The organism is Paraburkholderia sp. RL18-085-BIA-A (assembly GCF_046027075.1).
GTDB lineage: Bacteria > Pseudomonadota > Gammaproteobacteria > Burkholderiales > Burkholderiaceae > Paraburkholderia.
On sequence record NZ_JARESU010000087.1, the window covers coordinates 1 to 26,581 of the forward strand.

Genomic DNA, 26,581 nt, shown 5'->3' on the forward strand with positions numbered 1-26,581 from the left:
AGTGCAGCCCGAACTTTACCGCGACATCGTTATTGCGACAGAACCATGCCGAGTGTTCCGTTGAGGTCGTCCATCTCGGCGAGCCATCCCCGGCGTCACTATGGTGGCGAGCGAAGTGCCACCTCGTGCAGCGCCGGCATTGCCGCGGAGATTCGGGGCGTGTTACCACGCGACCGACGCACGACGATAGGGGTGCCGAACAAAACCCCGCGCGGCGAACCGGACGGAGTCGTGTTCCTGCAGGGGCTGGCTGCAAATCAGTGTGAGCCCGCCAGGCCGCTTTCCAGCTGACTCTGGAGTTCGCGTACCAGTTGCTGTGCGGCCCGCAACTGGCCCTGCGCGGCGGCCTTCTGTTGCGCCAGCGCGGTGGCTTCGGCACGCGTCTGCTGCTGCTGGTTGGCGACGATCGTCTGTTGCTGATGCGCTACATCGAGGTCGGCCTGCAGGCGGTTCGCACGATCCTGCGACAGCGCAATCATCCGCTCGGTGAACCCCTTTTGCGCCTCGAGCCTGGTGCGGCGGATTTCGACATCGGACAACTGCACGGTCTGGCGCACGAAGTCCTTGTAGATCAACTCGGCGCGCGTGTCGTCCGGCGTCTTGATGACACGCCAGAAGTTCTTCTGCTGGAACAGCGCGACGTAGTAGGTCATTTCCCTGTCGGAAAACAGCAGGCTCGCACCGTAGCTGCCGTTGTACGTCGTGCGGAGTTCGCTCAGGTCCGAATCGCGAATCATCTGTCGCAGCTCGGCGACGTTGCCGGCGGCGGATTGCTTCGCCTCGTCGGCTGTCAGCACACCGGCCTGTCCCTGCTGTGCCTGCGTCGTGGCCGGCAGTGCAGTCGTTGTGTCCGGCTGGGCAACGACGGCAGCGCTCGCGCCGCTATCTGGCAGAGCCTGCGCATCCACGCCCTGCGCGGCCCCCATCGCGACGAGCGCGGTCAGGGCGAGCTTCTGGGCAAAAGACAGTTTCATATGTTTGCGAACCTCTCATATCGATAGCAACGGGCAGGCAAAATCGCCAACCCGGACGGCCGTCAGTCGATAGCCGCTATACGTGCGATAACGGCAATTAACCGGAAACGTTGAGTCGAGAAAGTGGGGATCGGACGGCCGAACAAAAAACGTGCCTTGTTCATCTGTCGAGAGTTCGACGAACTTCAATCTCGCAGATACCTGCTGCTCAGAATGTTCAAGCCGCACGTGCCGCTGGGCATGCTGGCGCGCCTCGCGGGATGTAACCCACCGTACCGATCGTGATGGGACGACGACACGGCATCTCGAAAATCCACGCACTCAGTATTCCCGCCGAGCAGTGCTGCTGACCGTCTCGGGTTGCGTCGACTTGTGGCTTGCCCTGGCACCGTGGCACCTTCCTGATCTTCAGACTGGGCTTCCTGACGGGCCTGCAGAATGCTGTCCTCACTCGTATCGCTGTGCGGACGAAGACAGCGTACTGCTTCTTGACGTGCAACCCGCAGTCCCGGTACACCGTGGTTCACGGGCAGGGGCTAATTGTGGACGTCCTGGGTTGCGGTCTGGAGAAGTCGCCACGACGACTAGGTTTACTCATAGACGCCGGTAAGGTGTAACGGCGGACAGCTGACATCGACACCTAATACCAGCGGAGTTTTTGTCGTTGCAAGTGCGACAGTTAGCGTGAAGCAGAGCTGCGAGCCGGTTACTGACAGATAGGGAGCGGTATGCACAACCGTGCCTGGCTGGCTGATTGCCTCCTGGAAATAGCCCCGGTTATCCCAGCGAGCACCATGGAAATCTGATAAAGGCGCGAATTTCTGTTCTGCCACTCGCACCGCGGGACCCCATTCGGTTGGCCCCACTTGTCGACCATTTCCATCAAGCGCAAAGCAGCCGATGCAATTTGCCTTCCGCAACATTTTTGCGCAGCTGTCGGCTAGCGACACACCACGAGCCATTCTACGCACAGCTTCGTGCAAGGCCGCCGTATAACCCTCGACGTCGCTGCGCATTCCATCCGCGGCACCTAATCGCTCTGCCCGGAGGCGGTCGAACGCGGCGTCGATGATGCCAGCGGCACTAGCTTCCTGCGGCAAATCCGATGCCGGTCTACCTAGCAAATAGCCCTGCGCGAAGTCAACGTTCGCCCGAACCGCAAAAAGCAACTCTTCGTCAGTCTCGATGCCTTCAGCAACAATCAATATCCCAGCCTCGTGCATGACGTGGATGAGATTTATCAGCAATCGACCGTCGCGCGCCGTCTTTTGTATCAGTGAGCGGTCTAGCTTGATGATGTCCGGCTCCAGGCGCAACACCCGGCTCACATTCGAGTACCCAATGCCAAAGTCGTCCAGCGCGACGAGGAACCCGGCGTCCTTATAAGTCTTCACCCGCTCCGACAATTCTTCGAGCGAATGCTCAGCGGCTTCCAGAACTTCCAGAACTATCGCTTCAGGACTGAGGCCGGAGGCCAGCGCGATACTGGCAAGATACGCGGCATACCCGTCGCGTCCCATCGTCGAGGCGTGGATATTCAGAAACAGCCAGTGGCGAGCTGGAAGCGTTTTCCCCGCGTTGGTCAGATGCACTGCGTGACTCTGGGCATCGGCGCGGACCATGTCGGCTTCACCGGCATCAGGAGCAAAGGCGGCCGGCAGTTGCAAGCGGCCATCCGGGCACACCTCCCTGAGCAGAGCCTCGTATCCGACCGGCTTTTGTTGCGCAAGCCCATAGACCGGCTGAAAGGCGGAAGCAAGCGTCTTTGATCCTGACGCGTGATGCGCGCCTGCATCACCCGCTATCTGGACATCTGAATGAAGCGCACGACTCATGGTCATCCTCACATCGACCGCAGCGAACCGACGCGAAAGCATCGGCGTTGAGCATACAACCCTTCTCCTGTTTTGCTCGCGCGGCACCGTTTCTGCTTCGGTCGAATGCAGGAAGTCAAGTTTGAACCCACATGGCGGGACTACGGCAGCTGATAAAAGGTCAGAAATAGGTGATTACCCTGACGAACTCGATCTCGTTGAGGCGGCAGTGGGTGCTCATCATCCCGGGCGCAACGGTTCGGCAACAGGAACGGTACCGAGACGCCGAACCATAGATCGTCCGGGCGAACCGGTAGCGGCTCGCATCGACGGCTCCGATAGCCCTTCAGTTCCCGCTCAGGCGGCCGTAATAGAGAGGTCGTGGCTGAAGGACCGGGGACCCGGGCCATTCAAACTGTTTGGAGACGCAGGCATGAATAAAGATACAACTCATACGCGCCGGTCAAGGCTCACGATTAAGGCCAGGCTCGGCCTGGCCATGGCGTTCATGGCCGTTCTCATGATTATCATTGGCGCGCTCGGTCTGGTTGGCATGAATACGAGTAACGAGGCGGATCATCAGACGTACTCGGACCAGTTGCCCAGCGCGATCGCGGTGGGCAACATGGAAATCCTCGTGGCGCGCGAACGTATGGCGCTGGATCGTGCAGCGCTGTCGCCCGATGACCCCAGTTCAGCACAGACGATTGTCCGCGCGCAGGGTTTTCGTGCCGCTTCGAACGAGTGGTGGAACAAATACCTTGCGCTGCCGCGCGACGCCACCGAAGACCGTCTAGCGCAGGATACGGGAAAAAAGCGTCTTGAGATGCAACAAGCGGTCGATGATTTCATTGCGACGATCAAGAGTGGCGACCACGCCGCCATCGTCAATGCCGCCAATCGCCTAACGCCGGTCTATGCCTTGATGACTACAAGCGACGATGCCTTGAAGAAGTACCAGGGCGAACTGGCTGAGAGCGGCTACCAGCATGCACAGCAGATGTTTGCGACATTCAGGATTGCATCCATCGTAATGATGCTATTAGGGGTACTGATGGCGGCCCTGAGCTGGCGATCCCTGCGGCGTGCGATCGGTGAGCCGATCGCCGACGCTCTCGCCCATTTCATGCGAATCGCTGACGGTGACCTGAGAGCGAAGGTAGTCGTGAAGTCGCGCGACGAAATGGGCCTTTTGCTCGCGGGACTCTCGCGCATGCGCGAGAGCTTGATCGAAACGGTGGTTGCAGTGCGAAGCGGAACCGAATCGATCGGTGCGGCAACCCGGCAGATTGCAACGGGCAACGCCGACCTGTCGAGCAGAACTGAGGAGCAGGCCGCCTCGCTTGAAGAAACCGCAGCGAGCATGGAGGAGCTGACGGGCACCGTGCGGCAAAACGCGGACAACGCCCGACAGGCCAGCGGGCTTGCGGCCAACGCGTCGGAGATCGCCAATCGCGGGAATGACGTGGTGGGACGCGTGGTCGGCACGATGGGCGAGATCAACAACAGTTCGACCAAGATCGCGGACATCATCGGCATTATCGAAGGCATTGCCTTTCAGACCAACATCCTGGCGCTGAACGCCGCAGTAGAAGCGGCTCGAGCGGGCGAACAGGGACGCGGCTTTGCCGTGGTGGCGTCAGAGGTGCGCAGCCTGGCGCAACGCTCGTCGAGCGCGGCGAAGGAAATCAAGGAACTGATTTTGACGTCGGTAGAGCGTGTCAAAAGCGGCTCATTGCTCGCGCAGGAAGCCGGTCAGACCATGAACGGAATCATCGTCGCAGTCCAGCGGGTTACGGACATCATGGGCGAAATCTCCGCCGCCTCCGAGGAACAGAGCGGGGGCATCGACCAGGTGGCACGGGCGGTCACACAGATGGATGAAGTTACGCAGCAGAACGCCGCGCTGGTCGAGCAGGCCGCAGCTGCGGCGGCATCGCTGGAGAGTCAGGTGCAGGCCCTCAGTGCCGCGGTAGCAATATTCAAGTTCGAACCGGCCGGGTACGAGGCCTGACTTGCTATATCGGGTCGACGACGGCCTTCCGAACCGAGCGACTCCATGTGGAAATGCTTTTCGATGATCCGCCGACGCTCTGCGGCGTAGACGGCGCATACGCAGATCCTCCCATGGCAGGCTGGCGCAATGGCGCACGAGCCCGCCAGCCTGCCGAGTTTAGGAGGTATGCGGGCGTCGGTCCTTCGCCTATCGTTGAGGTATTGCCAGTAGTTGCCGGGCCGATAGCTGCGGGCACGGGCAATCACAGTGCTTTTGAAACCGACTGCCCGAGCAGTAGTATTTCGTCAAACTGGGTTATTAATTCGAAACACAAGAGAAACGCCAACGTATAAGAGGGTCCGGGAAATCTGTGAATCCATCGCAAGATCGGCACTGCAAAACGCGTTCTAACGGGGTCGCGAGTCATTACGTAGGCAATGATAATCCCGATCGCCGTCCCCCCGAGTATGTCGGTCGGATAGTGCAAGCCGAGATAAACGCGCGGCAGGCATATGAAGATCGCGGTGTACAAAAGCGCGAGCACGCCGACGCGGCGCCAGACGAGAAAGATTCCTGTCGCGACCGACATCCACAGCATCGCGTGGTCGCTCGGAAAGGAACTCCAGGTTCGCAGCACCGCCTCTCGCAGACCGGCTGATGGAAAGTGCAGGTGCAGCTCGGGGTTATAGATCGGCCGCACCCGAAATGGCAAGTAATGGGCGAGAAGCCTGCCGATTGCGAGCGCCATGAGGCCGCTCGCAATCGTCGCGATGACCATCTCACGCTCCCATTCAACACGCTGACTGGGTTTGAACGGTTTTGTCGCAGTAAGGTGGGATGGACGAGCAAACTCGATTGCTATGTATTGCTTATGAAACGAGCGAGTAGAACTGCTGCACGGCGGACAGTCGGACTTTGCCAAAGTCCTTCATCTGCCCTTTCTTGATCATGTGCATGACTTCGATGGGTTCTGTCGCAATAACGATGTCGCGGTAAAGTTCGGGCTGCACTAAACTTTGCTTCGGCACACGATGAAGAAGATCGCGAGACCACGAACGGCCCTTGCTGCAGGCATTGACGTTGAACATCGGCCCAATTGATGCCGTTCCACGCCACGCCCGAAGGTGCACGCGCCCGTGTTGCTGCGCTCATTTGCTTTCCTTCCGTTTAGGTGGTTCTGCAAACTCTCTGGTGAGGAGAGACCACGAGGAAGTCTGCCCGCTTTCGCGTCGGGTGATGTTGCAACCCGTATCCCGTCCATTACAGCCTGGCATTCGCTTTTTCCCCGATCCTGTGCCCGCACCGCCATGGGCAGACCTCGCAGCCTGCTGTCCCGAAGGGAGCGATACGGGGTTTCCACGTTCCGCTTATGGAAGTACGTCGGGTTAGGTGCCTGCTCTGGGCCGGGAGGTATGCGGGTCACGAACGCGTAATCGAAAGACGCTGTTCCCACCTCCAGTACCGTTTTGGTTCGAGCGCAATAGCCATTTCCGCTCGTTCAACGTAACGACCCTACTGCAGATTCAAATGTTTTCACCATACCGACTATCTGGCACTCATCCGGCGTATGGCTGCCAGAAGGGTACGCCTCTCGCGATTGATACCCCGCGCCTTGCGGCGCTTCGTTACGTTGTCAGAGCCGCTCTTGATTCAGGCCCCTAGATTCACCGGGTGACACCGGTGGTTCTCTCCTTCGATACGGCGAGAAGGGAGAACAACTTCTGTAAGCGACCTCGTGTCGCACTTCGATCACGTTATTCAGATACTTCGAGGAGCGCACATGCGTCCCCTCAGGCAGCAGAGCGTCAGCGATCATCTCGCGCACGGCCCGGTGCGAGGCGGCATACCCATCGAGCGTGATCGTCTCCGGTGGCTGGCCCTGATGTTTGATGGCCTTGCTGAAAAAGGCTTTTGCCGCGCTCACATCGCGCTTTGCCCTGAGCATGAAGTCCACTGTCTGGCCGACCCGATCTACCGCCCGGTAGAGATAGACCCACTTGCCACGAATCTTCAGATAGGTCTCGTCAACACGCTATAACCGGCCAGTGGGTATGCCAAACCGGTTCCAGCGCTTGACGAACTCCGGCGTAAAGCGCTTTACCCAACGCATGATCGTAGTGTGTGAAAGCGACAATCCCCGCTCGGCCATCATCTCGACCAGATCGCGCAGGCTGAGCTTGTAGCGAAGGTACCAGCGCACACACAGAACAATGATCTCCCGATCAAAATGCCGGCCATCGAACACCCCCTCCAGAGCCTTCCCCTTGCTCATCGCCGCCCACCAGATTGATTGGATCGCTTACTTTAATCGGTCCAATGAGCCTATTTGCACCAGAACCGGACATCACGACTTGTCCACTTTGGCATGAATCTCTCGCCGTTTAGCGGGAGTCGTCCATCACATCACAACCCTTCGCCGCCCGGTTCGCGTGCACTCACGAGCCGCGCACAGTCGGGCTAGACCAACGTCTGCCACCTGGTAAAATTCGACCTGTTTATGGGCGGCAAGAGACGCTCGTCAACAATGCCTTGATCTTCAGCTCGTCCACCATACTGGCCTTTCAGCTGGCACCAATAGCCGTTTCAGGCAATCGACGCGGAACAGCCGTCCCCGGCGCGTCAAGGCGTTTGGCCTTCCAGTGGCTTTTCGTCGAGGTTGCTGGCAAACACCGCCTTCTTATGCGAACCGTCGCAGAACGGCTTGTTGCTCGACTGGCCGCATCGACATAGCCAGACTTCGTCCTTATCCACGTCGATAGGCTTGCCGCCTTGCGTGACGATCTTGAACTCGCCCTTGACGTGATAGGGGCCGTCGTTGCGTGGAGTGATGATTGCAGTCGCCATGTGTGTCTCCAATGAGGGTGAATCGCGCGAACCCACGGATTTCCGGAGCACTCGATACGGCCGTCAGGGTGCAGGTCCGATTTCAGTCTACATCCGATGCCGCGCAACCGCCCGCCCTGCTGCATCGCGACAATCGAGCGTTCGGTCCCTATTCCCGGCTACCTTGCTGCGGGTTATTGGTGAGGCGGCGAACTGGCTCCTTGTGCGCGCTTCTATCGTCAAAAATCAGGTTTGCACTCTCTGCGGTTTGAGTGCGCAAGCGCAGCAGTGTTCGTGGTAGCGGTCGTGCGCGTGAACTCCGGCACGTATTCGATATCTGAATGAACATGGAGGGCGGTCATGACCACGGCTGCCAGTTTTCATATCGGCTACACGCAATACCTTGGTCCCGACGGCGACCCTGTTCAGCCGTTGCCTACGCCGCTTCCGCTGACTCTATCCTCGCAAAGCTACAAAGACTTTGTACGTGAATCAGCGGAACCGAACACTGACGCATGCATATCGATGCAGCAGCCAAATCAACCCTTCATCTCTTGCACGTATGCGCGCCCCTTCTCTGTGATCAGGAAGCCACCGTGCGACGTCGCCGAGATCAATTCCCGTTCTTCCAGTTCGGTTTGGATGTCCCACTCAACCATTAGAGGGTGGTCGCTCGCGGCGCGTTGGCTGAGTTCCAGAAGCGCAGCCTCCGCTTTGGCACTAAGTTCTTCCGACATGTCCGGCTCCTCCAAGGCTTCGAGGAATTCTACTATGACAGAAGTCCCGATCCTTTTCAGCGACGCCATTGTTCGCGCACTGTTCGAAGACAGCAAGACGCAAACGCGGAGAGTTGTGAAGCTGCCGCAGGCACCTGAATCACCTGCATCATGCGATGCTATACCAATGGTCCGCTGAGACTCGCGGCCGCCTATTCGGAGTACAACGACCGGGCGCTGAACCTAGCGAACGAACTCGGACGCACGTCTTTTGAGGGCGTCCGTTTGCCGGCGGGCGCGGTCTTCGTCGCCGACAGCATGAAGAATGCGGGCATCGGCAGCTTCCAGATCGGGCACGTGCAGCTGCATGCGCTCGTCACGCAGGTGCGAATCGAGAGCTGCGGCCGGCGCGACACCGACCGGCCCCTCGGCGGCGGGGCAAACTTTCGGCTCACGGTAGTCGACGAGATCGATGCGGGCATCTGGACCACGACGTTCGCCGGCAAGCGCTGGACGCAATTGACCGTCGCAAATCTCTATGCCCTATCGAAAAGTACCCCGCTTTTATGTCGATGCGACGGACAAACAAGCGTCAGCTGACGCGAATGCCGTCACATTCGGCATCGCCGCCTCATCATCGAATCGGCAGACCATCATCCTTGCGAGTGTCCATCACCTCTTTTGAGGACTAGAAGACCGGCGCTCCTGGGGGCGATGCTACAACCGACACAGCGCTGTCGACAGATCGCGTTGGCGGCTTCCTATCGAACCGCCACGCTCAAACCCTCTCGGTTCCGAATCCGCGACGCCAAGTGACAGATGCCCGGTACCAGGCTATTTGATGCTCTCGCGGAACCAGCGCGGATGGTGCTTCCTCGCCCAGCCTAATGTCACGGTGCCGCGCGTCATCGCGCGGATGGAACCCTTGACCCACAGCGCCGCATAGATATGCACAATGATCCCGACGATCAAAACGAACGCTGTGGCCGCGTGAATCACAGCCGCTAGCCGAATCAGCGTGATCGGGAAGTAAAACGAGAAATAGCGCCGCCAGATCACGATCCCGCTCAGCAGCAGCAAAATCATGCATGCGACCATCACAAAGAAAAGCAGCTTCTGTCCGGCGTTGTAGCGGCCGATCTCGGGCAGCTTGTCTTCGCGCTTGGTGAGCACATCGTCGATCTGCTTGAGCCACTGGATGTCGCTGCTGTCGAGCACGTTGTGATGCCAAAAGCGCAGCGCAACAATCAGGAACGACACGAACATCACGACGCCGACGAACGGGTGCAGGATGCGCGTCCACTGACCGCCGCCGAAGATCGCTGTGAGCCAGAACATCGATGGATGGAACAACGCGAGCCCAGACAACGCAAGCAGGAGGAATGTGATCGCAGTTATCCAGTGATTGGTGCGCTCGTTCACGGTGTAACGCACGATCAGGTTCGCGTCTGCCACGTTTTCTTCAGGTTTCATCGGAATGCTCCTTCACGCGACGCGCCTCATCGCGGGCGTCGCGCTCCTCTTCTTCGCTGACCTCGTTCGGACCGACGCGAGTGTAGTGGCAGAAGCCCGAGAGCGCCGCCAGCGCCATCACACCCAACGCGAGCGGCTTCGTGACGCCCTTCCACAAACTCACCAGCGGACTGATGTGCGGATCGTCGGGCAGGCCGTGATACAGCGAGGGCTTGTCGGCGTGATGCAGCACATACATCACATGCGTGCCGCCGACACCCGGAGGATCGTAAAGTCCGGCGTTCTGGAACCCGCGCTCTTTCAGATCGTCGATACGCTCCGCCGCGTGCTGCTTCATGTCCTCCTTGGTACCGAACACGATCGCGCCTGTCGGGCACGTCTTCACGCACGCCGGCTCCTGGCCGACCGCGACGCGGTCCGAGCATAGCGTGCATTTGTACGCACGATGGTCTCGCTTCGAAATGCGCGGAATGTTGAATGGACAACCGGTCACGCAATAGCCGCAGCCGATGCAGTTTTCCTCATGGAAATCGACAATGCCGTTCGTGTACTGGACGATCGCGCCCGGCGCCGGGCAGGCTTTCAGGCAACCCGGATCCTCGCAGTGCATGCAGCCGTCCTTGCGGATCAACCATTCGAGGTTGCCATCCGGATTCTCGTATTCTGCGAAGCGCATTACCGTCCACGAGTGCTCCGTGAGGTCGGGCGGGTTGTCGTAGACGCCAACATTGGTGCCGACTTCGTCGCGCAGGTCGTTCCATTCCATGCACGCGGTCTGGCACGCCTTGCAGCCGATGCACTTGGTGACGTCTATCAGCTTCGCCACGCCCTCTGTGACCGGCGGCTCGCGTACCGACGGGGGCTGCACCGTGGTGGCCGACTGGCGCCTGATATCAAGCGATTGCAGTGGCATGGCGTTCTCCCTTCGCTTGATCAGGCTTTCTCGACTTTCACGAGGAAGGACTTGAATTCCGGCGTCTGCGTGTTACCGTCGCCGACCACGGGGGTGAGCGTGTTGATCAGATAGCCTGGCTTCGCCAGGCCCTTGAAACCCCAATGCAATGGGATGCCGACCGTCTGCACCTTCTTGCCGTCAATCATCAGAGGTTTGATGCGTTTGGTGACCACCGCAACCGCAACGATGTGCCCGCGATTGGACGACACCTTCACACGGTCGCCGGCCGCCACGCCGATCTCGTGCGCGAGATCCTCGCCGATTTCGACGAACTGCTCCGGCTGAATGATCGCGTTCAGCCGCACGTGCTTCGTCCAGTAGTGAAAATGCTCGGTGAGCCGATAGGTGGTCGCCGTGTGCGGGAAGTCCGCCGCCTTGCCGAACGCCGCGCGGTCGTCAGGAAACACGCGCGCTGCCGGGTTGCTCGTCACCTGCGCGTTCTGCGGATGCAGCGGGTTGTAGCCGAGCGGGGTCTCGAACGGCTCGTAGTGCTCAGGGAATGGTCCTTCGGCCATCGCGTCGCGCGCAAAGAAACGGGCGACGCCCTCGGGGTTCATGATGAACGGTCCCATGCCGCTTTCGGGCGGCTCGTCCGCCTTGTAGTCCGGTACGTCCACGCCGCCCCACGTCTTGCCGTTCCACGCGATCAGCTTGCGCGACGGGTCGAACGGCTTGCCGTTCACGTCGCACGAAGCGCGGTTGTACAGGATCCGCCGGTTCGCCGGCCACGCCCACGCCCAGCCAAGCGACTGGCCGATGCCGGTCGGGTCCGAATTGTCACGCCGCGCCATCTGGTTGCCGGCCTGCGTCCATGATCCGCAGAAGATCCAGCAGCCGCTCGCCGTGCTGCCGTCGTCCTTCATTTGCGCGAAGCTCGAAAGTTGCTCGCCCCGCTTCACCAGTACCTTGGTTGGATCCTTGGGGTCGGGCAGGTCGGCGAGCGCCCGGCCGTTGAATTCCATCGCCATTTCGTCCGGCGTCGGATCCAACGGATTCGCATAGGGCCAGTTGAGGTTGACGATCGCGTCCGGGAATTTGCCGCCCTGGTCCTTGTACAGCGTGCGGATCCGCGCAAACAGGCTTCCCATGATCTCCAGGTCGCTCTTCGCTTCGCCGGGCGGATCGGCGCCCTGCCAGTGCCATTGGAGCACGCGTCCCGAGTTGACGAGCGAGCCCCGCTCTTCGGCAAAGCAGGTCGTCGGCAAACGGAACACTTCAGTCTGGATCGTGGACGCGTCGACGTCGTTGAACTCACCATGGTTCTTCCAGAACTCGGAGGTTTCGGTCGCGAGCGGGTCCATGATCACGAGCCACTTCAGCCTGGAAAACGCCGTGGTCATCTTCGCCTTGTGGGGCGCGGCGGCAAGCGGGTTGAAGCCCTGCGCGATGTAGCCATTCATCTTGCCCTGATTCATTAGCTCGAACACCTGCAACATGTCGTACGACTTGTCGAGCTTGGGCAGATAGTCGAAGCCCCAGTTATTCTCGGCGGTCGCCGCATCGCCCCACCACGATTTCATCAGACTAACGAAGAAGCTTCGATAGTTTTTCCAGTAGCTCAGCTGGTTCGGCCGCAACGGCTGGGCTGCGCGCTTCGTGATGTAGCCCTCGTAGTCCTGTTCGGCCTGCGCCGGCAGCGTCATGTAGCCCGTCAGCAGGTTCGACAACAGGCCGAGATCGGTCAGCCCCTGGATATTCGAGTGGCCGCGCAGTGCGTTCATGCCACCACCCGAGACGCCGATATTGCCGAGCAGCAGTTGCACCATCGCGCCGGTGCGGATCATCTGCGAACCAATCGAGTGCTGGGTCCAGCCGAGCGCGTACATGATGGTGGCGGCCCGCGTCGGCGATGCGGTCGAGGCGAGCATCTCGCACACCTTCAGGAACTTGTCCTTCGGCGTGCCGCAGGTCTTCTCGACCATCTCCGGCGTATAACGCGAGTAATGCTGCTTCAGCAGGTTGTACACGCAGCGCGGATGCGCAAGCGTCGGATCGACCTTCACGAAGCCGTCGTCGCCACGCTCGTAGTCCCACGTCGACTTGTCCGGATACGTGTGCTTCTCGGCGTTGTAGCCGGAATAGAGGCCATCGTTGAACGCAAAGTCTTCGCGCACGATGAACGGGAAGTCCGTGTAGTTCTTCACGTACTCGTGCTGGATCTTGTCGTTCGTGAGCAGGTAATGGATGATTCCGCCGAGGAAAATGATGTCCGTGCCAGTGCGAATCGGCGCGTAATAGTCAGCGACGGATGCGGTACGCGTAAAGCGCGGATCGACCACGATCAGGCGCGCCTTGCGGTGGGCCTTCGCTTCGGTGACCCATTTGAAGCCGCACGGGTGTGCCTCGGCGGCATTGCCGCCCATCACCAGGATAACGTCCGCGTTCTTGATGTCGACCCAATGGTTCGTCATCGCTCCACGGCCAAACGTCGGGGCAAGACCTGCCACCGTCGGGCCGTGTCAGACACGCGCCTGGTTGTCGAACGCAAGCATCCCCAGACTGCGGGCCACCTTGTGCGTCAGATACCCTGATTCGTTGCTGCTCGCCGACGCGGCCAGCATGCCCGTCGTCAGCCAGCGGTTGACCTTCTTGCCGTCGTCCGTCGTTTCGACGAAGTTCGCGTCCCGGTCTTCCTTCATCAGCTTCGCGATGCGGCCGAGCGCGTCATCCCACGAGATGCGTTGCCACTGGTCGGAACCAGCCGCGCGATACTCCGGATGCGTCAGACGGCTCGGGCTGTGAATGAAGTCGATCAGGCTCGCGCCCTTCGGGCACAGCGTGCCGCGATTGACAGGATGGTCGGGGTCGCCTTCGATGTGGATGATGCTGGCTTTGGCGTTCTTCGCGCCATCGCCGAGGCTGTACATCAGGACGCCGCAACCGACTGAACAATACGGACACGTATTGCGGGTTTCAGTGGTACGCGCCAGCTTGTACTGACGGACTTCCGCGATCGCCCGGTCCGGCGAGAAACCCATCAGCGCGAGACTCGATCCGGCAAGCGATGTGGCAGTGACCGTCAGGAACTGGCGCCTCGTCAAGTTGACCATGGTGACCCTCGGACGTAGACGTTGCACCTCGATTACCAGTATAGATAGCGTTTTGTAAAAATTCCGTCAGGGCGTCAGCGGAAAAACCCTCACATGCTGCACGTCGGTGGCCCCGGTGACGTGCGGTTGGCGCACGCGGTCGCGTATGTGCTCACTGAGGATCCCGAAACTGTGGCTTTAGTGCGCGGACAGCAGAACAGCCGCGCGGCTCGAGCCCGTCTGCGCCGCAATGTCCTGTGGCGTCATAAGGCGGTTATCGCGCAGCGCCGGATTGGCGCCGCGAGCGAGCAGGAACCTGATCGTGTCCGCACGGTTGTAGCCGGCGGCCGCACATCAGCGCGGTCAGGTTTGTTCTTGTACACGCGGTTCACGTCGACACCGCCATCCAGCAACAGCTGAACCACCGCCGTGTTCCCCTGGCCCGCCGCATACTCCATCGCGGTCTTGCCGACGCGGTCGATGGCCGCCGGATCGGCGCCATGCGCCAGCAGCAACCCGACAATCTCGACGTAACCGCCGTAGGCGGCCGCCATCAGTGGAGTGATGCCCGGCACATCCGCTTGACCGACATTCGCGCCATGCTCGACCAATGTGCGCATCATGCCACCGCCGCGCCGGTGGCCAGTGCAGCGCGCACCGCCCCTTCGTCGCCACTCCAGGCAGCCGCAACCAATTGCTGGTTGAGCCTCGCGTCCTCGGCCACCCCGCTAACCGACGGCCCGGTTCCGAACGCGGCAACAAACAATGCGGCACTTGCTATAAATCTGGCAGTCCTTTTCATTCTCGCCCCGGAGCGTACTGCGTCCGCCGCATGGCGACGGGTACAAGGCCGCCAACGCTACTGGAGGTTGGCGATATAGGTACTCAGGTTCTTGATGTCCTCGTCGGACATGCCTTTCGTCACACTCGTCATATTGCCTGCATCGTTGGTGCGCCTGCGCTCGCGGAAATCCTGCAACTGCTTGAGGATGTACTCGTAGCGTTGTCCGTCGACCCGCGGATGTCATTTTGGCCAGAGAAACCGCCTGGTATTGTTACGTTGTTGGCGGGTTGAGGGAGAAGCGGCGACATTCGCGGACATGAAACGGACAACTTTGCCGCAGCGCGCGCCAGCCACCGACACCATTTCCTACGCCGGCTACCGGTTTCCGCCCGATGTGATCAGCTACGCGGTGTGGCTGTACTACCGTTTCCCGCTGAGCCTGCGCATGGTCGAAGAACTGCTGGCCGCGCGTGGCATCGATCTGACCTACGAGACAGTGCGACGCTGGTCGGTAAAGTTCGGGCTGAGCCGTTTCGCTTCGGTCCATGATCAGGTGGGCAACCTGTTCATGCATTGCGGTTACCACACCGACGCAAAACAGAAGCGGGCGCTTCGCACCCTCGCCTTCGAGGCGTGGGAAAGCGTGACGGGCGCTCCGATGCTGGAGCGACTCGCCGCTTAAATTGGGCATACTTACATACGGCGTGTTCGACCGCGTGCCGTTCGACAACTTAACAATACCCCAGCCGGATCAGACGTGTGAGCTCCGCCCTGGCGGCGGCGCCCGAGGTCCAGACATTCATCGGCCTGCGATGGCCCCGCGATATGCGCTCTTCTCCGTACGTCCGCCAACTCGAGGAATCAGAGTCCGTCCGTCGTCAGTCCGTCCGGATGGGTGGCCTCAATGATCAGTCGCCCCTCCGCAAAGGCGGCCTTTTCGGCTGCCTCGGCGCTCAAGTAGTCTGCCAAAGGGCGCGAGAAGTTCACTCTCTGTCCGAGCGCGCGCAAGTCCGCCTCAAGGCGAGCAACATACCCAGCGTAGCCGTAGGGAACGCCGGTCGGATGCGGCGAGTATTGGGCTACGGCCAGCACACGAATCACAAACCCGTCCCCGCGCTCGAATTCCTCTTTACCTTCTGACATAGCCACCTCCCGAATCTCTGTTGGTGTGTTTAGTGTTTAAACGAATCCGATCGCGATAGTCTGCAACTCGACCAATGCGCGCCGCCCTGGTTTGTCACTCGCGCTCGCGTGAATTCCGTTACATGCATGGAGGACACATCGTTCATGAAAGTACAGCGACCGCGAGATAGTCCCCCGGTCGCAGTGAGAGGTCATTTCTTCAGCAGGGCGAGCAAAGCTTGCTCGAGGCTCACGAGTCTCGAGTTGGTGAGTTCGGCGTGCAGCTTCATCGCTAGAATCAGAGACTGGACGTTGACGTCCTCGCTTTTCGAAGCGAGGTCATCAAATCTGGCAAACGGGTCGGTGGTGGTGTCGGTGTTCATGGCTGTGCCTTGTGGAGTGGGTGGGGGGACTGAAAAATCTATTCCGCTCCCGATCGCGGAGCGTTACATAACGTCGTCTTTTCGCCTTGGCCGGCGTCGCCCGGGCGCGCGCTCATAGCACCGCCGGCCTGCTCGATACACAATGAGCACGGAGATCTGACTTTCCTTTTTAGCCTCGAATGCCTGTCAGGTCTGTTCCAGCGCCGAGCGTTGTTCGCCGGTAAGCGTCGCCGACTCGTCGGTGACGCGCGCATTCAGCGGGGGAATCACCGCCGCCGCGCTCGCAACAGACAACCAGACGCAACGCGCCTCCGTGCCCTGGCCTAACTGATCCGCAAGCGCGTCTGGGTGAAATCTGCCTTTTTAGGCAGTGTCAACGACAGCACGCCGTCCTGATACGACGCTGTAGCCGAGGCTTCGTCGATCTCGCTCGCCAGCGAAAACGATCGGCTGATCACCCCCGAATAGCGCTCACGTCGAATCACGCGCTCGCCCTCCTTCAACTCATTGTTGCGCTCCACTTTGGCGTTGATCGACACGATGCTACCGTCGATCTTCACGTCGATGTCATTTTTCTCGACGCCCGGCAGTTCGGCTTTGACCGTGTAGGCAGTGTCGCTTTCAGCCACATCGATCTTCATGTCTGATAGCGGAGCATCGTTACCGCTTGCGGCGCCGCGCATCGGGAGAAACAATCCATGAAACAGTTCGGACATCGGCTCCATCGTGAAAGGGTCATAACGTGTTAAGTTGCTCATAGTATTCGCTCCTCAGGTCGTCCATGATCGCCATGGATTTGATCCTATGACAAAACTCTAGGCTCGCGTACGGCGTGTCCATTGACGTGTATCAAGTAATTCGAGTAACCGCCGGGCGCGTAAAGCGCTGACCTCAGACATGAGCACGCCAATGGGCCGGATGCAGATGCATGTGCTCCCGGCGGTCGCGGAACTCGAAAGGGAGCTTATCCGGGAGCGTGTCCGCTCCGGCCTGGCCAATGCGCGCGCCAGAAGGAAGCGGCTTGGCAGGCCCAACGCGATACCACGCCTGGTGAACAAAGGCTTATCCCTGATCAGGCAGGGAATGACCTACCAGGAGGTCGCCGAACAATCGGGGGTGAGCATCCACGCTACTGAGCGCCGAGGCCATGGCGGCGGAGCTTGTCGCTAATCCTGATCACGTCGTAGTGGTGAGCAAAACGGAATCTGGGCGGTGCTCAGGGCGCCGGGTGATACGCAGCTTGACTGAGGTCAACGGCCATGCAAGTCAGTATGACTCTAGGGCTACGCTGAAAAAGGTCAACGGCATTGGGCGTTCAATCGTTAGATGTGCATGAAACAACAGACCCTTGCGATGGCGGCCGATCAAGGCGCAGGATTTGAACAGTACCGTCGGCCAACCAAACGCGATGTGTTCCTTGAGACGATGGAGCAGATCGTGCCGTGGGCGCAACTGTGCGAGGTTGTCGAGCCGTACTATCCGAAGGGTCAAGGCGGTCGCCCGCCAGTGGGTCTGGAGCGCATGCTGCGCATGCACTTTGTGCAGCGCTGGTTCAACCTGGCCGACGAAGCCTGCGAGGAAGCGCTGCTGGATAGCACCGCATTGCGGCGATTCGTCGGGGTTGACCTGGGGCGCGAGCGCGTTCCTGATGGTACGACGCTCTTGAAGTTCCGGCGGCTGCTGGAGCGCAACAAGCTTGGCGAGCAATTGTTCGCCAGGGTCGGCGAGGTACTGCAAGGGCGTGGCCTGAAGGTTGGCACCGGCACCATCGTGGATGCCACCATCATCGGTGCACCCAGTTCCACGAAGAACGCGGACAAGGCGCGAGACCCCGAAATGCATCAGACGAGGAAGGGGCAGCAGCGGTACTTCGGGATGAAGTTGCACATCGGTGTGGATAGCCAGACGGGTCTGGCACACACAGCGCGGTAGTGACGGCGGCGAACGTGCTGCCTATGCGAGCCAGAAGGAACTCATCGCCAGCAAGGCGCCGAAAGCGAAGGACTTCACCAACCAGCGTGTGCGCAATCGCAGTGGTGAAGGCGATGAAACCAGGCGCTCGAAAAACCGCAACAAGTCGAAGATTCGTGCCCGGGTCGAACACGTCTTTGCGGTGCTCAAGCGGCTGTGGGGCTTCGGCAAGGTGCGTTATCGCGGCCTCGCGAAGAACGTCACGCGCGCCTTTACTGCACTCGCGTTGGCCAACATCTACATGAGCCGCACGCGGCTGATGGCACAGGTGCGTTCATAAGCAGCCAAAGTGGGTCGAGAGACCCGCTTGCAAGGCCCTTCAGGGGCAGAAAATCGAACCATTCGCGTCGCTGATCTCGCGTTCCGAAATTCAGCATCAAGCTGTCGGCGAAAACGATGGCTTCTTCAGCGTAGGCCTAGTGTCATGAGTTAAAAATTCATTGAATGATGCCAATCACGTACTAAAGTGTTCTGTGTAGGCGCGCTCGTGCTGAGCGCATCGGAGCGCGAAGACCTGCAAGCGCTGACGATGCAACGCAAGACCGCGCAGGCCCTGGCATTACGGGCGCGCATCGTGTTGGCCTGTGCCGATGGCATGGACAACAAGACAGTCGCGGCGAAACAGCGGGTCACGCAGCAAACGGTTTCGAAGTGGCGGGCACGGTTCGTGATCCATCGCCTGGACGGACTGCTCGATGCGTCACGACCCGGCGCGCCGAGGACGATTGATGACGCGCGGGTCGATGCGGCCATCGCGAAGACGCTCGAGTCCGTTCCCGTTGGCGCGACGCACTGGAAGCACGCGCACGATGGCACGCGAGATGAAACTGTCACAGACCGCGGTTACGCGGATCTGGCGTGCTTTTGGTTTGCAGCCGCATCGGCAGGAAACGTTCAAGCTCTCCAGCGATCCGATGTTCGTCGACAAGGTGCGAGATATCGTCGGGCTTTACCTGGGTCCGCCGCTCAAGGCCATGGTGCTGTGCGTGGACGAGAAGAGCCAGATTCAGGCGCTCGATCGCACGCAACCCATGCTGCCGTTGGCACCCGGCATCGCTGAGCGACGCACCCACGATTACATGCGCCACGGCACGACCACCCTGTTCGCAGCGCTGGACATCGCTACTGGGGAAGTGATCGGCGAGGTACATCGGCGCCATCGCAGCAGCGAATTCTTGCGTTTTCTGCGCACCATCGAAGCCAGCGTGCCGTCTTACCTGGATGTGCATCTGGTGATGGACAACCATGGCACGCACAAAACGCCCGCGATCAAAGCCTGGTTCGCTCGTTATCCCCGCTTCCATGTTCATTTCACGCCCACCTCGGCGTCGTGGCTTAACCAGGTCGAACGATGGTTCGCTGCGCTCACTGAAAAATACCTTCGACGCGGTACGCATCGGTCGACACGTCAACTCGAAGACGCGATTCGTCATTACCTGGACGTCTATAACGCTAATCCCCAACCGTTTGTCTGGAGCAAGTCGGCTGATGAGATCCTGGCCAACCTCGAACGGTTTTGCGTGCGGGTCCGGAAGGCTGCGGCAGGAGCACCATGAATATCAACACCGATGCAATTGATGAAGTCGCCCTGGCCCTTCTGTATCTGACACTGCATGACCGATACCGCGCATGGAAGGGCTTCGACTGGGACGTGCTGAACCGACTCCATGAACGCGGTTTCATCGAAGACCCAGTCAACAAAACGAAGTCCGTGATCTTCACTGAGGAAGGGCTGCGCGAGTCCGAGCGGCTTTTTAATCAGCACTTCGTCTTTCCGGAAAGAACCGGGAATTGATTCAACGAACTGCTAACTCAGGACACTAGAATTGAACCTTCACGAAGACGGCGCCTCAAGCCACGATCAGGTGCCCGATCGTCATGTTCCTGGAGACGCGACTAATCGCTTGTACCGGCTCGGATGTCTGGACGCGGCCTCCTCAACTCACGCCGACGATGGCCTGGCATGGTGCCAGATCGGCAAGCGTTTTGCCGTCCTCAACCGTGATGACGCCTTCCTTGCCGACCTTGTCCATCGCCTCGGCAATGCGGTCGCCGATGGACGCATCACCGTTTGCCGAGATCGTCCCCACCTGCGCGATCTCCTTGCTGGTGGTGGTCGGCCGACTGATCTTCTTCAGCTCCTCGACCGCGGCGACCACGGCCTTGTCGATGCCGCGCTTCAGGTCGAGCGGATTCCGCCCGGCGACCACATACTTCAACCCTTCTCGGACAATCGCTTGCGCGAGAATGGTAGCGTTGGTGGTGCCATCGCCAGCCTCGTCGCTCGTTCTCGACGCGACTTCCTTGAGCAGCTGTGCGCCGATGTTCTGCAGCCTGTCGTTCAGTTCGATTTCCTTCGCGACCGACACACCGTCTTTCGTGACGGTCGGGCTACCGTAGCTGCGCTCGAGTACAACGTTGCGCCCTTTGGCCCCAGCGTCACCTTCACCGCGTTGGCAAGAATGTTCACGCCTTCAACGAGCTCGGTGCGGGCTGCGTCACCGTAAATGACATTCTTGGCTGCCATGGGCAGACTCCCCTACAAGTTACAAGGGGCGGTGTGAAGCCGCCCGCGGTACTGCTCGTCGTTATTGCGCTACCTGCACCTCGATGCGTCGCGGCTGCGCCTGTTCGATGCGTGGAATGCGTAGCGTCAGAACGCCGTCTTTCAAGCTTGCTTCGATCTTCGAGCCATCCAGTTCGCGACTCAATCTAAAGGCTCGGCGGTAGCGCGGCTCACCAATTTCGGCGTGAAGCAGTTGCAGACCTTCCGGCACCGCGACGGCAGCCTCTGCTTCAATCAGCAGGTGTTCACCTTCCATCTTGATTGCGAGGCGGTCCTTCGAGGCGCCCGGCAGGTCGGCGATGATGGTAATTCCCGTCTCATCTTCGACGATGTCTACGGGCGGGATCAACGCCGCGGCCGTGCTCCTGGCCGACACGTTTTGCGGTTCACGCGTGGCAACCTGGGTTTCTTCGCTCATGGCAGTCTCCTTTTACTGGACCTGAATCAGGCGAGGCTTTGACGACTCGCGCTTCATCACGGTGACGCGCAGACAACCGTCCGCATATTTTGCCTCGACGCGAGCCGGGTCCGCATCGTCAGGCAGGCTGAGGACGCGGCGAAACTTGCCGGAAAACCGTTCGTCCGCGTAGACGATTTTGCGCTCGGCGGCGTCCGCAACGGCGGCCGGCCTTTCGCCGCTTAGGATAAGCAGGCCCTTGTCGATGGACACCTGCAGCGCCTGCGGGTCGACGCCTGCTAGAAATGCGACCACTTCGATGGCGTCCACCGTACTCCCCATGTTGATTGGGGGAAATGTACCCCGAGCGCCGGCACGGATGCCGGACGCCACGCCAAAGTTTCGAACGACGGCGTCCATCTGCTCCTGGAGGAGCCGCTCGAAGTCCGGAAATACGTCGGAAGAAAATCTCGTGAATGAACCCTTCATGACTGGATCTCCTTTCATCTATCACCTGGCAGGCGAGTGCGGCCCTCGGCAACTTCGCCGGAAGGCGACCAAGGGCAGTCACTCGAACCTCACGTTGGGCGGGAAGGGGTGTGGCCGGCCTATATAATTTATAGACGGGAGTGGGCAAAAAAAATACAAGAGATCGGATTGTTGAACGCGCTCGCCACAACGGAGCTGAGGCGGGCAAAGCGCCTTGCACTCAATTCCAGGATCAGGAACAAGCGGGTCTGCCCGCTCCGCTTCGGTTCCGGCCATTTTTCTCGCACGCCTCCAGACAAAAAAAGCCGGCGCTTGGCCGGCTTCTGCTGACTGCTCTTCAGCAGTCTCGCGACTGACGCTTATCAGACGCGCTCCCGTGGTTTGAGGCGCATTGGGCGTTTAAAATTTATGCTCGGCGCCGTCATTTTGAGCTTCGGCTTGCTTGCGCTTGCCATGCTCAACTTGCTGTGCGCGCCGTTGGATCGCTGCCTGGCCTCGACGCGGTTGTTCCCGGATTGATGTCGGTTCGTTACGAACCCGGTAGTACTGCAAAGATGACCGCACCGCCGCGCGGCTATTCGCCGTATTGCAAGTTTGACTCGGGAAACGCGACTACGTTCAGAAAATAGTTGTAAAAGCGGGCCGCAACCGACGACGACTCGTCGATTGGGCGGACTATCATCAGTTACCGTTTGCCATTTCGTGCGCGGCAGCGAGCGCGAGGAACGCAGATCCCGACATATGCCGTACTTTCGCCGTGGTATCGATCTGCTGGACCGGCTCCCGGATAGGGTGATGTTCAGTTGCATCCACACCGAGCAATGACAATGGGCGCAGCCATTGCTGGCTCTGAGCATGATCGAACACCGGAAGCCAATCCTGCCGGCAAAGCGCGATGCCCTGCATAAAGCGGTGTGCCCGCATCTCGCCTTCGATGTATTCACAGGGGTCATTCGGATAGGCGTAAATCGGGAAACGATGCCGATGCCGGCAGTTTTGCGGCGCGTAATTCGGAGGTGCTTCCTTTGTGACACCCGCCGTGTGTAGTTTGCCGATTCAATTCCCTGAATCCGTTTCCTTCCATTTCTGGCGCAGGCGGGCGGCGCGCATCGACCACGCAACTGTTGGCCATTGCATCGTCCGCAGCCGCCTCAACCAGTCGCGTTCTCCAGCCGAGCGCTGCCGCTGCGTAACTCAGCGCGGCGATCACATGGCCGCAATGGTGCTGGCAGTAGCGCCGGGTATGCTGTATTTCCACGCCTCGCGCCAGTGGATCGAGCTTATGCCGACCAGAACACCACTCACAGTCCGGGAATGCCTCGGCCCCTCGGGCATCCACCACTGCAGCGCGATGTCCAAGGAAATAGTCCTGACTCAGATAGTGGTAGACCGCACCGGACAAGACAGGCAGGGCCGGATACAGAAGATAGCCCTCGGTCCGGTGCAGATTGCCGCTCGGAGCGGTTGCAGCGCAGCGCCCACCGCTGGGCGCCATAGGATTTCCACGCCGACAGGCCAAGCGAGAGTTCGAACAAGATTGCCAGATTTGGAAAGATCGAATCTGTGCTTGGGCGGCAGGGCGGCGCAGTGCAGCTCGTTGTAGCGCGTCGCCAGTGTGTCCGCAGCTAACGGCAGGCCAATGCGCGGTATGGCGTGGAACACCCGGAACGGATCCGGCGGGGTTGTCCTGCCGGGTCCCCCGGGCTGGGAGCGCAGCAGTTGACGCCGTGCTTGCTGCGTTCGTGATATTCAAGAAACTCACGCTTTAAGCGGCGGATGCTCCCGTCGGACCAGGAATAGCCGTCACTGCGCCGGTACAAAACCAGATGGTCCGACGTTGCTGCGTGGTCGTCATCACTTCACAGAACCAGGTGCGCTTCGGCCAGCTGCTATTGCCTTCGGCGCCACCAGTGTGGCGCCTGGCACTCGGTTGTTTACACGAAAACCAAGAGGCGTTTCCAGCGTTCTAGTCGCGCTTTAGGTGTCTTCGAAGTTATTCGGGGCCGCCGACTTCAAAAACTCGTGGCCATCCCAGGTTAGCCGCCAGTCGCTGCCCATTGAGCGCACCAGATTTGCGTCCGCCAGCAGGTTCAACTGATACCCCACGCCTCGGTTTGAAACGTCGAACGCGTTCTTGAGCGCCGCTTCAATGTCAAATTCGCTAAGATGCGAGGACTTGTTTTCCTCGAGGGTCTTCAATATCGCGAGTGCCAGATTCATATCGCGTTTCACGATCTCCTCCTGTCGTGGATGGCGTAACTCATCGAGATGGCGCCAAGGGGGTACAACGCCCGCGCAAGCATCCCGGGTGCGGCGTGGTCACACCTCTTTGCGCTTTCGCGCAGTTCCGTGGGAGGCGCGGCACAACGCGACCGGTGTGGGTCCACGATCGACGTTCTTCAGGCGAAATCCCCGTGCGGGTCGTCCGGCATCGTATGTTTGATTGTCTTTTCGTGCTCGTCGCGAGCGGCTTCACGCAGTGACAGGAACGCATCCCCGGCTAGCTTTGGCTCCGACCTTGAGATCGGCTCTGTCCGCGGCACGAAAAAGGGTACATCAATAGACTGTGTTTCGTTGTCTTCCGAAATGAATCTCCGGGTGATGCTCATATGTCCTCCATCAAGTGTCCCGCGTCAGCATCTGGCGGGGTCTGGGTGCTTGCGGCCTGGACGGGCTCCCGCCTGCACTTGCGTACCTGTCCGTGAACGTGGGATTGCGCTTCCGCGGCTGGATCGTCGATCAGCAATCCGAATACAATGTCAACGCGCAACCGCCGATTCATCCCTCACGCCAATCGATCCGTTCACGAAAAAACCAGCCGATCAAGGTTCATGGACCACCGACTCGCCTTCAGGGTGTGAGGTGGCGGCCCTATTAGGCTCGTGCCACGATCCGAATGCGCTGGGTGATTCTCGACACCAGTCGCGTGCGCCATCCGGGAATCACCGCCTGGGTTCCCACATACCCTCGGTTTCCATCGCAGCATGCCGCTCTTTGCAGGCCTCAATCGGTTCCATGGTCTCGTCAATGGAAGCTGCCGCGCGTTCTGTGGCGCTTTCGGTTCTTCGACGGCGGCGCCGGGTCCTCCGTCGTCGTTGCCCGGAGGCTCCAGCATGTCTCGAAGCGTGGCCCCCAACCCCGTGGTCTCCCACGGCGCGCCCTGCTGCTTTTTCCTCTTTATGTGGTGCCTGACTTCAGCGTTCTGTTCCGGACTCAAGGGAAGACCGCGAAAGGTGCTTTGGGGGCAGCGTCGCCCATAATACTGCTCCGGGATTTGTCTCACTTTGAGTGTAGCCCTGTTGTGGTCAAAGGGCCTCAACTATCGGACTACGCATCGACTGATCCGTCCATTCGCATCAATTCGCCCAGCGAGCGGACGTTACCATCGGCCCAGATTTACGCCCGGGGCGCTTTGAACAATCGCCGCTGATTGCGGCCCGGCTGGCGGCGTCGCGCAAACGATACCCGGGCGCGACGACGTCACGCGATGACATGGTTGAGCATAACCGCGTTACGCAGAAGGGACGTACTCCGAACATGGCTTTGCATCCTTCGTGGCACCTGCAGGCGGCCTCGGCCCCTCACGGTCGCGCGCGAAACCAATGCAAATTGCGATCGGTCATAAAGGATGGCAGGAGCTACGACAAAACAGTCCGGGCAGTTTGCCATTGAGCACGCGCGCAAAAGCTTTACGCTGGTTGTTCCCGGGAGCGACCGGATCGGACCTGAATGAGAGCATGGCGCTCAACTTTCCAATCAGCTCCCGCTACCAGGCATTCAGGCACAACGTACGATTCGCCCTTGTGTAAGCGCGGTCGTCCCGCCGACCTCGAGAATGACCGACATCATGGCGCCGCCGAAAAGGAGCGGACACTCTTGCCTGCCAGATTCTCCAAACGCATCTCCGCCGGGAGGTCATTATGGGATCCGAGCGTACCGGGAAACTGCAGGCGGCGGTTCAAACTGCCGGGCAGGCGGTCAGCTATGTTTGGGTGGTTACCCACCGGGACTTTACCTCCGGCGAACTCAGGAGATCGATTGTTGCGAGGAGAATTTCGCGACAGCGGACGCCGCAAAAGATGCGGGCAACGCGCGCCTGAAGGCGACGGCAGAAGAAAAAGAGGCCGACCTATTGATTGGGCCGTCTTGCGGCGGTACCGGAACCGGAGGTCTTCATGCGACGAACAGTCGAATATCGCGGATTCGAAATTCACGTTGATTTGCTGTCCGCATCGGAGGACATGTTCGACGTCTGGTTTCGTATCGAAGGACCCATCAAGCCTCCTGGCATAGCAGCGCTCGGTGAGCGCCTCAAAATCCGGGGCGGCCCGTTTTCCCGTCGCCGGGCCTATTTCGTTGCGGAGATCGCCGGCAAGGCCGCTATCGATGTAATCCTTGGCCCAGAGGAATAGACCAAAACTCCCGGTACGTTGAACGTTGCAATGAGGGCCCGGCACGCTCCACATTCATCACACTGTCTGCAGTGTATGAACTGGAGAATCGATTTGGGATGGAATCCTCCTGCTCCCCAGCTTCCGCGCGGGTTCTCGCAGGTACATGACACCCGTCGCGTCGCGACGGGCGTTACAACTTAAATCCGAACGTGCGATGTGTCGCCTTGTCTCTACTGTAGAGGCCGCGGTTATCGCCGATTGGCGGACCGATCTGTCTCATAGCGGGAGAACAGAATGACTGATGACCTGGTGAATGCAGAGGATCTGGCAGAACGTAAGAAACAAAGAGAATCAGCGGCGACTGCGACCGATGACGGCATGCCTGTCGGACCGGAAAACAAGGCGGCAGACGTTGAGCAGATTCAGTACCTAACGCCGAAGAAATGGGCGAAAAGCACAAGGAAGTGGCCAGGAGTAGCGGGTGCCGCTATGCAATCGGGACGGCCGTTGAGCGCGAGGCACAAGGCTGATCTGCCTTGAGATTGCGGAATTGGGGGCAGCGAAGCACCGGTTTTCTATTTCATGGATACCTAATAATTTTTATTCTAAATCCCCGATCGTGCGGCGCTTCCGGACTACGGCCTCCAACTGCGGCAAAAGGAGCGTGCGAAACAAGGTTCGGCGAACGAGAATGT

The 26,581-nt window shown here is 59.7% G+C and carries 25 protein-coding genes and 8 pseudogenes; 9 read left to right on the forward strand and 24 right to left on the reverse strand.

The window, feature by feature from the left end; translation table 11 throughout:
• Positions 1 to 257: 257 nt before the first annotated feature.
• Entirely contained in the window at positions 258 to 974 is a 717-nt protein-coding gene (locus P0D89_RS36250; RefSeq protein WP_408370410.1) for a DUF2968 domain-containing protein, read from the reverse strand.
• 590 nt (positions 975 to 1,564) lie between these two features.
• Complete coding sequence (locus P0D89_RS36255) at positions 1,565 to 2,809, reverse strand: EAL domain-containing protein (RefSeq protein ID WP_408377970.1); 1,245 nt, start codon at positions 2,807 to 2,809, stop codon at positions 1,565 to 1,567.
• Positions 2,810 to 3,221: 412 nt separating this feature from the next.
• On the opposite strand from P0D89_RS36255, the gene P0D89_RS36260 reads away from it, so the two are divergent.
• Complete coding sequence (locus tag P0D89_RS36260; protein ID WP_408370417.1) at positions 3,222 to 4,802, forward strand: methyl-accepting chemotaxis protein; 1,581 nt, start codon at positions 3,222 to 3,224, stop codon at positions 4,800 to 4,802.
• Between the two features lie 244 nt (positions 4,803 to 5,046).
• On the opposite strand, the gene P0D89_RS36265 is transcribed toward P0D89_RS36260, so the two are convergent.
• From P0D89_RS36265 to P0D89_RS36285, 5 genes and pseudogenes are all read right to left on the reverse strand, one after another.
• Positions 5,047 to 5,646 (reverse strand): phosphatase PAP2 family protein, encoded by a 600-nt coding sequence (locus P0D89_RS36265; protein ID WP_408377974.1) that lies wholly within the window; start codon positions 5,644 to 5,646, stop codon positions 5,047 to 5,049.
• 7 nt (positions 5,647 to 5,653) lie between these two features.
• Positions 5,654 to 5,749: pseudogene (locus P0D89_RS36270) on the reverse strand (IS6 family transposase); the annotation flags it as partial.
• 770 nt (positions 5,750 to 6,519) lie between these two features.
• Positions 6,520 to 7,056 (reverse strand): annotated as a pseudogene (locus tag P0D89_RS36275) (IS6 family transposase); the annotation flags it as partial.
• A gap of 347 nt (positions 7,057 to 7,403) precedes the next feature.
• The gene (locus P0D89_RS36280) at positions 7,404 to 7,628 is read right to left on the reverse strand and encodes a CDGSH iron-sulfur domain-containing protein (RefSeq protein WP_408365001.1); all 225 of its coding nucleotides are present in this window, start codon (positions 7,626 to 7,628) and stop codon (positions 7,404 to 7,406) included.
• Between the two features lie 518 nt (positions 7,629 to 8,146).
• Entirely contained in the window at positions 8,147 to 8,344 is a 198-nt protein-coding gene (locus tag P0D89_RS36285; protein ID WP_408365005.1) for a hypothetical protein, read from the reverse strand.
• A gap of 264 nt (positions 8,345 to 8,608) precedes the next feature.
• On the opposite strand from P0D89_RS36285, the gene P0D89_RS36290 reads away from it, so the two are divergent.
• Positions 8,609 to 8,923 (forward strand): hypothetical protein, encoded by a 315-nt coding sequence (locus P0D89_RS36290; protein ID WP_408364999.1) that lies wholly within the window; start codon positions 8,609 to 8,611, stop codon positions 8,921 to 8,923.
• 234 nt (positions 8,924 to 9,157) lie between these two features.
• Here P0D89_RS36290 and P0D89_RS36295 read toward each other — a convergent pair whose 3' ends face one another.
• The 6 genes and pseudogenes from P0D89_RS36295 to P0D89_RS36315 form a co-directional block, all read right to left on the reverse strand.
• Positions 9,158 to 9,796 (reverse strand): formate dehydrogenase subunit gamma, encoded by a 639-nt coding sequence (locus P0D89_RS36295; RefSeq protein ID WP_408364997.1) that lies wholly within the window; start codon positions 9,794 to 9,796, stop codon positions 9,158 to 9,160.
• A complete protein-coding gene (gene fdxH, locus P0D89_RS36300) occupies positions 9,786 to 10,709 on the reverse strand; it encodes a formate dehydrogenase subunit beta (protein ID WP_408364995.1) in 924 nt (307 codons plus the stop codon). The genes P0D89_RS36295 and fdxH overlap by 11 nt, the downstream gene beginning before the upstream one ends.
• 20 nt (positions 10,710 to 10,729) lie before the next feature.
• Positions 10,730 to 13,801 (reverse strand): formate dehydrogenase-N subunit alpha, encoded by a 3,072-nt coding sequence (fdnG, locus tag P0D89_RS36305; protein WP_408364993.1) that lies wholly within the window; start codon positions 13,799 to 13,801, stop codon positions 10,730 to 10,732.
• 177 nt (positions 13,802 to 13,978) lie between these two features.
• Complete coding sequence (locus tag P0D89_RS54870; protein WP_507028600.1) at positions 13,979 to 14,101, reverse strand: hypothetical protein; 123 nt, start codon at positions 14,099 to 14,101, stop codon at positions 13,979 to 13,981.
• Positions 14,044 to 14,403 carry an ankyrin repeat domain-containing protein gene (locus P0D89_RS54875; protein ID WP_507028599.1) on the reverse strand — a complete coding sequence of 120 codons (360 nt, stop codon included), beginning with the start codon at positions 14,401 to 14,403 and terminating at the stop codon, positions 14,044 to 14,046. Before P0D89_RS54875 ends, P0D89_RS54870 begins: the two co-directional genes overlap by 58 nt.
• 236 nt (positions 14,404 to 14,639) lie before the next feature.
• Positions 14,640 to 14,827, reverse strand: a pseudogene (locus P0D89_RS36315) (c-type cytochrome); the annotation flags it as partial.
• 53 nt (positions 14,828 to 14,880) lie between these two features.
• Between P0D89_RS36315 and P0D89_RS36320 the strand changes: the two are divergent.
• A pseudogene (locus tag P0D89_RS36320) lies at positions 14,881 to 15,087 on the forward strand (IS6 family transposase); the annotation flags it as partial.
• A 338-nt stretch (positions 15,088 to 15,425) separates the two neighbouring features.
• On the opposite strand, the gene P0D89_RS36325 reads toward P0D89_RS36320, so the two are convergent.
• The 3 genes from P0D89_RS36325 to P0D89_RS36335 form a co-directional block, all read right to left on the reverse strand.
• Positions 15,426 to 15,707: a hypothetical protein gene (locus P0D89_RS36325; protein WP_408364991.1), complete on the reverse strand. Its 282-nt coding sequence runs from the start codon at positions 15,705 to 15,707 to the stop codon at positions 15,426 to 15,428.
• Between the two features lie 191 nt (positions 15,708 to 15,898).
• Positions 15,899 to 16,069, reverse strand: a complete 171-nt coding sequence (locus P0D89_RS36330) for a hypothetical protein (protein ID WP_408364989.1) — start codon at positions 16,067 to 16,069, stop codon at positions 15,899 to 15,901.
• A gap of 323 nt (positions 16,070 to 16,392) precedes the next feature.
• Positions 16,393 to 16,827, reverse strand: a complete 435-nt coding sequence (locus tag P0D89_RS36335) for an Hsp20/alpha crystallin family protein (protein WP_408364987.1) — start codon at positions 16,825 to 16,827, stop codon at positions 16,393 to 16,395.
• Between the two features lie 139 nt (positions 16,828 to 16,966).
• Here P0D89_RS36335 and P0D89_RS36340 point away from each other — a divergent pair, with 139 nt between their 5' ends.
• The 4 genes and pseudogenes from P0D89_RS36340 to P0D89_RS36355 all read left to right on the forward strand — a co-directional run bounded on the left by P0D89_RS36340 (position 16,967) and on the right by P0D89_RS36355 (position 19,835).
• A complete protein-coding gene (locus P0D89_RS36340; RefSeq protein WP_408364985.1) occupies positions 16,967 to 17,239 on the forward strand; it encodes a recombinase family protein in 273 nt (90 codons plus the stop codon).
• A 162-nt stretch (positions 17,240 to 17,401) separates the two neighbouring features.
• Positions 17,402 to 18,320 (forward strand): annotated as a pseudogene (locus tag P0D89_RS36345) (IS5 family transposase).
• A 186-nt stretch (positions 18,321 to 18,506) separates the two neighbouring features.
• Positions 18,507 to 19,596, forward strand: a pseudogene (locus P0D89_RS36350) (IS630 family transposase).
• A complete protein-coding gene (locus P0D89_RS36355; protein WP_408364983.1) occupies positions 19,593 to 19,835 on the forward strand; it encodes a DUF6429 family protein in 243 nt (80 codons plus the stop codon). Before P0D89_RS36350 ends, P0D89_RS36355 begins: the two are co-directional and overlap by 4 nt.
• Positions 19,836 to 20,013: 178 nt before the next feature.
• Here P0D89_RS36355 and P0D89_RS36360 read toward each other — a convergent pair.
• The 8 genes and pseudogenes from P0D89_RS36360 to P0D89_RS36395 all read right to left on the reverse strand — a co-directional run.
• A pseudogene (locus tag P0D89_RS36360) lies at positions 20,014 to 20,567 on the reverse strand (TCP-1/cpn60 chaperonin family protein); the annotation flags it as partial.
• A gap of 61 nt (positions 20,568 to 20,628) precedes the next feature.
• Positions 20,629 to 21,024 (reverse strand): Hsp20/alpha crystallin family protein, encoded by a 396-nt coding sequence (locus P0D89_RS36365; protein WP_408364981.1) that lies wholly within the window; start codon positions 21,022 to 21,024, stop codon positions 20,629 to 20,631.
• 12 nt (positions 21,025 to 21,036) lie between these two features.
• Positions 21,037 to 21,423 (reverse strand): Hsp20/alpha crystallin family protein, encoded by a 387-nt coding sequence (locus tag P0D89_RS36370; RefSeq protein WP_408364979.1) that lies wholly within the window; start codon positions 21,421 to 21,423, stop codon positions 21,037 to 21,039.
• A 750-nt stretch (positions 21,424 to 22,173) separates the two neighbouring features.
• Positions 22,174 to 22,416, reverse strand: coding sequence for a hypothetical protein (locus P0D89_RS36375; protein ID WP_408364977.1), 243 nt, complete (start codon positions 22,414 to 22,416; stop codon positions 22,174 to 22,176).
• Between the two features lie 25 nt (positions 22,417 to 22,441).
• Positions 22,442 to 22,987 (reverse strand): nitroreductase family protein, encoded by a 546-nt coding sequence (locus P0D89_RS36380; protein WP_408364975.1) that lies wholly within the window; start codon positions 22,985 to 22,987, stop codon positions 22,442 to 22,444.
• 482 nt (positions 22,988 to 23,469) lie between these two features.
• Complete coding sequence (locus P0D89_RS36385; RefSeq protein ID WP_408364973.1) at positions 23,470 to 23,724, reverse strand: DUF2513 domain-containing protein; 255 nt, start codon at positions 23,722 to 23,724, stop codon at positions 23,470 to 23,472.
• Between the two features lie 167 nt (positions 23,725 to 23,891).
• Positions 23,892 to 24,101, reverse strand: coding sequence for a hypothetical protein (locus P0D89_RS36390; RefSeq protein WP_408364971.1), 210 nt, complete (start codon positions 24,099 to 24,101; stop codon positions 23,892 to 23,894).
• Between the two features lie 333 nt (positions 24,102 to 24,434).
• Positions 24,435 to 24,766: pseudogene (locus P0D89_RS36395) on the reverse strand (hypothetical protein).
• A gap of 901 nt (positions 24,767 to 25,667) precedes the next feature.
• Here P0D89_RS36395 and P0D89_RS36400 point away from each other — a divergent pair.
• Both P0D89_RS36400 and P0D89_RS36405 read left to right on the forward strand, forming a co-directional pair.
• Complete coding sequence (locus tag P0D89_RS36400; protein ID WP_408365003.1) at positions 25,668 to 25,904, forward strand: hypothetical protein; 237 nt, start codon at positions 25,668 to 25,670, stop codon at positions 25,902 to 25,904.
• Positions 25,905 to 26,180: 276 nt separating this feature from the next.
• Positions 26,181 to 26,426: a hypothetical protein gene (locus P0D89_RS36405; protein ID WP_408364969.1), complete on the forward strand. Its 246-nt coding sequence runs from the start codon at positions 26,181 to 26,183 to the stop codon at positions 26,424 to 26,426.
• Positions 26,427 to 26,581: the final 155 nt, after the last annotated feature.

What these genes read in the sequence shown, in the direction of transcription:
- P0D89_RS36355 (WP_408364983.1), top strand. Translation starts at nt 19,593, where the DNA reads ATGAATATCAACACCGATGCAATTGATGAAGTCGCCCTGGCCCTTCTG.
- P0D89_RS36400 (WP_408365003.1), top strand. Translation starts at nt 25,668, where the DNA reads ATGCGACGAACAGTCGAATATCGCGGATTCGAAATTCACGTTGATTTG.
- P0D89_RS36295 (WP_408364997.1), bottom strand. Translation starts at nt 9,796, where the DNA reads ATGAAACCTGAAGAAAACGTGGCAGACGCGAACCTGATCGTGCGTTAC.
- P0D89_RS36255 (WP_408377970.1), bottom strand. Translation starts at nt 2,809, where the DNA reads ATGAGTCGTGCGCTTCATTCAGATGTCCAGATAGCGGGTGATGCAGGC.
- P0D89_RS36340 (WP_408364985.1), top strand. Translation starts at nt 16,967, where the DNA reads ATGAGCACGCCAATGGGCCGGATGCAGATGCATGTGCTCCCGGCGGTC.
- P0D89_RS36365 (WP_408364981.1), bottom strand. Translation starts at nt 21,024, where the DNA reads ATGAGCGAAGAAACCCAGGTTGCCACGCGTGAACCGCAAAACGTGTCG.
- P0D89_RS54875 (WP_507028599.1), bottom strand. Translation starts at nt 14,403, where the DNA reads ATGATGCGCACATTGGTCGAGCATGGCGCGAATGTCGGTCAAGCGGAT.
- P0D89_RS36325 (WP_408364991.1), bottom strand. Translation starts at nt 15,707, where the DNA reads ATGTCAGAAGGTAAAGAGGAATTCGAGCGCGGGGACGGGTTTGTGATT.
- P0D89_RS36330 (WP_408364989.1), bottom strand. Translation starts at nt 16,069, where the DNA reads ATGAACACCGACACCACCACCGACCCGTTTGCCAGATTTGATGACCTC.
- P0D89_RS36380 (WP_408364975.1), bottom strand. Translation starts at nt 22,987, where the DNA reads ATGGCGCCCAGCGGTGGGCGCTGCGCTGCAACCGCTCCGAGCGGCAAT.
- fdxH (WP_408364995.1), bottom strand. Translation starts at nt 10,709, where the DNA reads ATGCCACTGCAATCGCTTGATATCAGGCGCCAGTCGGCCACCACGGTG.
- P0D89_RS36250 (WP_408370410.1), bottom strand. Translation starts at nt 974, where the DNA reads ATGAAACTGTCTTTTGCCCAGAAGCTCGCCCTGACCGCGCTCGTCGCG.
- P0D89_RS36375 (WP_408364977.1), bottom strand. Translation starts at nt 22,416, where the DNA reads ATGCGGGCACACCGCTTTATGCAGGGCATCGCGCTTTGCCGGCAGGAT.
- P0D89_RS36285 (WP_408365005.1), bottom strand. Translation starts at nt 8,344, where the DNA reads ATGTCGGAAGAACTTAGTGCCAAAGCGGAGGCTGCGCTTCTGGAACTC.
- P0D89_RS36335 (WP_408364987.1), bottom strand. Translation starts at nt 16,827, where the DNA reads ATGAGCAACTTAACACGTTATGACCCTTTCACGATGGAGCCGATGTCC.
- P0D89_RS36260 (WP_408370417.1), top strand. Translation starts at nt 3,222, where the DNA reads ATGAATAAAGATACAACTCATACGCGCCGGTCAAGGCTCACGATTAAG.
- P0D89_RS36280 (WP_408365001.1), bottom strand. Translation starts at nt 7,628, where the DNA reads ATGGCGACTGCAATCATCACTCCACGCAACGACGGCCCCTATCACGTC.
- P0D89_RS36405 (WP_408364969.1), top strand. Translation starts at nt 26,181, where the DNA reads ATGACTGATGACCTGGTGAATGCAGAGGATCTGGCAGAACGTAAGAAA.
- P0D89_RS36390 (WP_408364971.1), bottom strand. Translation starts at nt 24,101, where the DNA reads ATGAGCATCACCCGGAGATTCATTTCGGAAGACAACGAAACACAGTCT.
- P0D89_RS36370 (WP_408364979.1), bottom strand. Translation starts at nt 21,423, where the DNA reads ATGGACGCCGTCGTTCGAAACTTTGGCGTGGCGTCCGGCATCCGTGCC.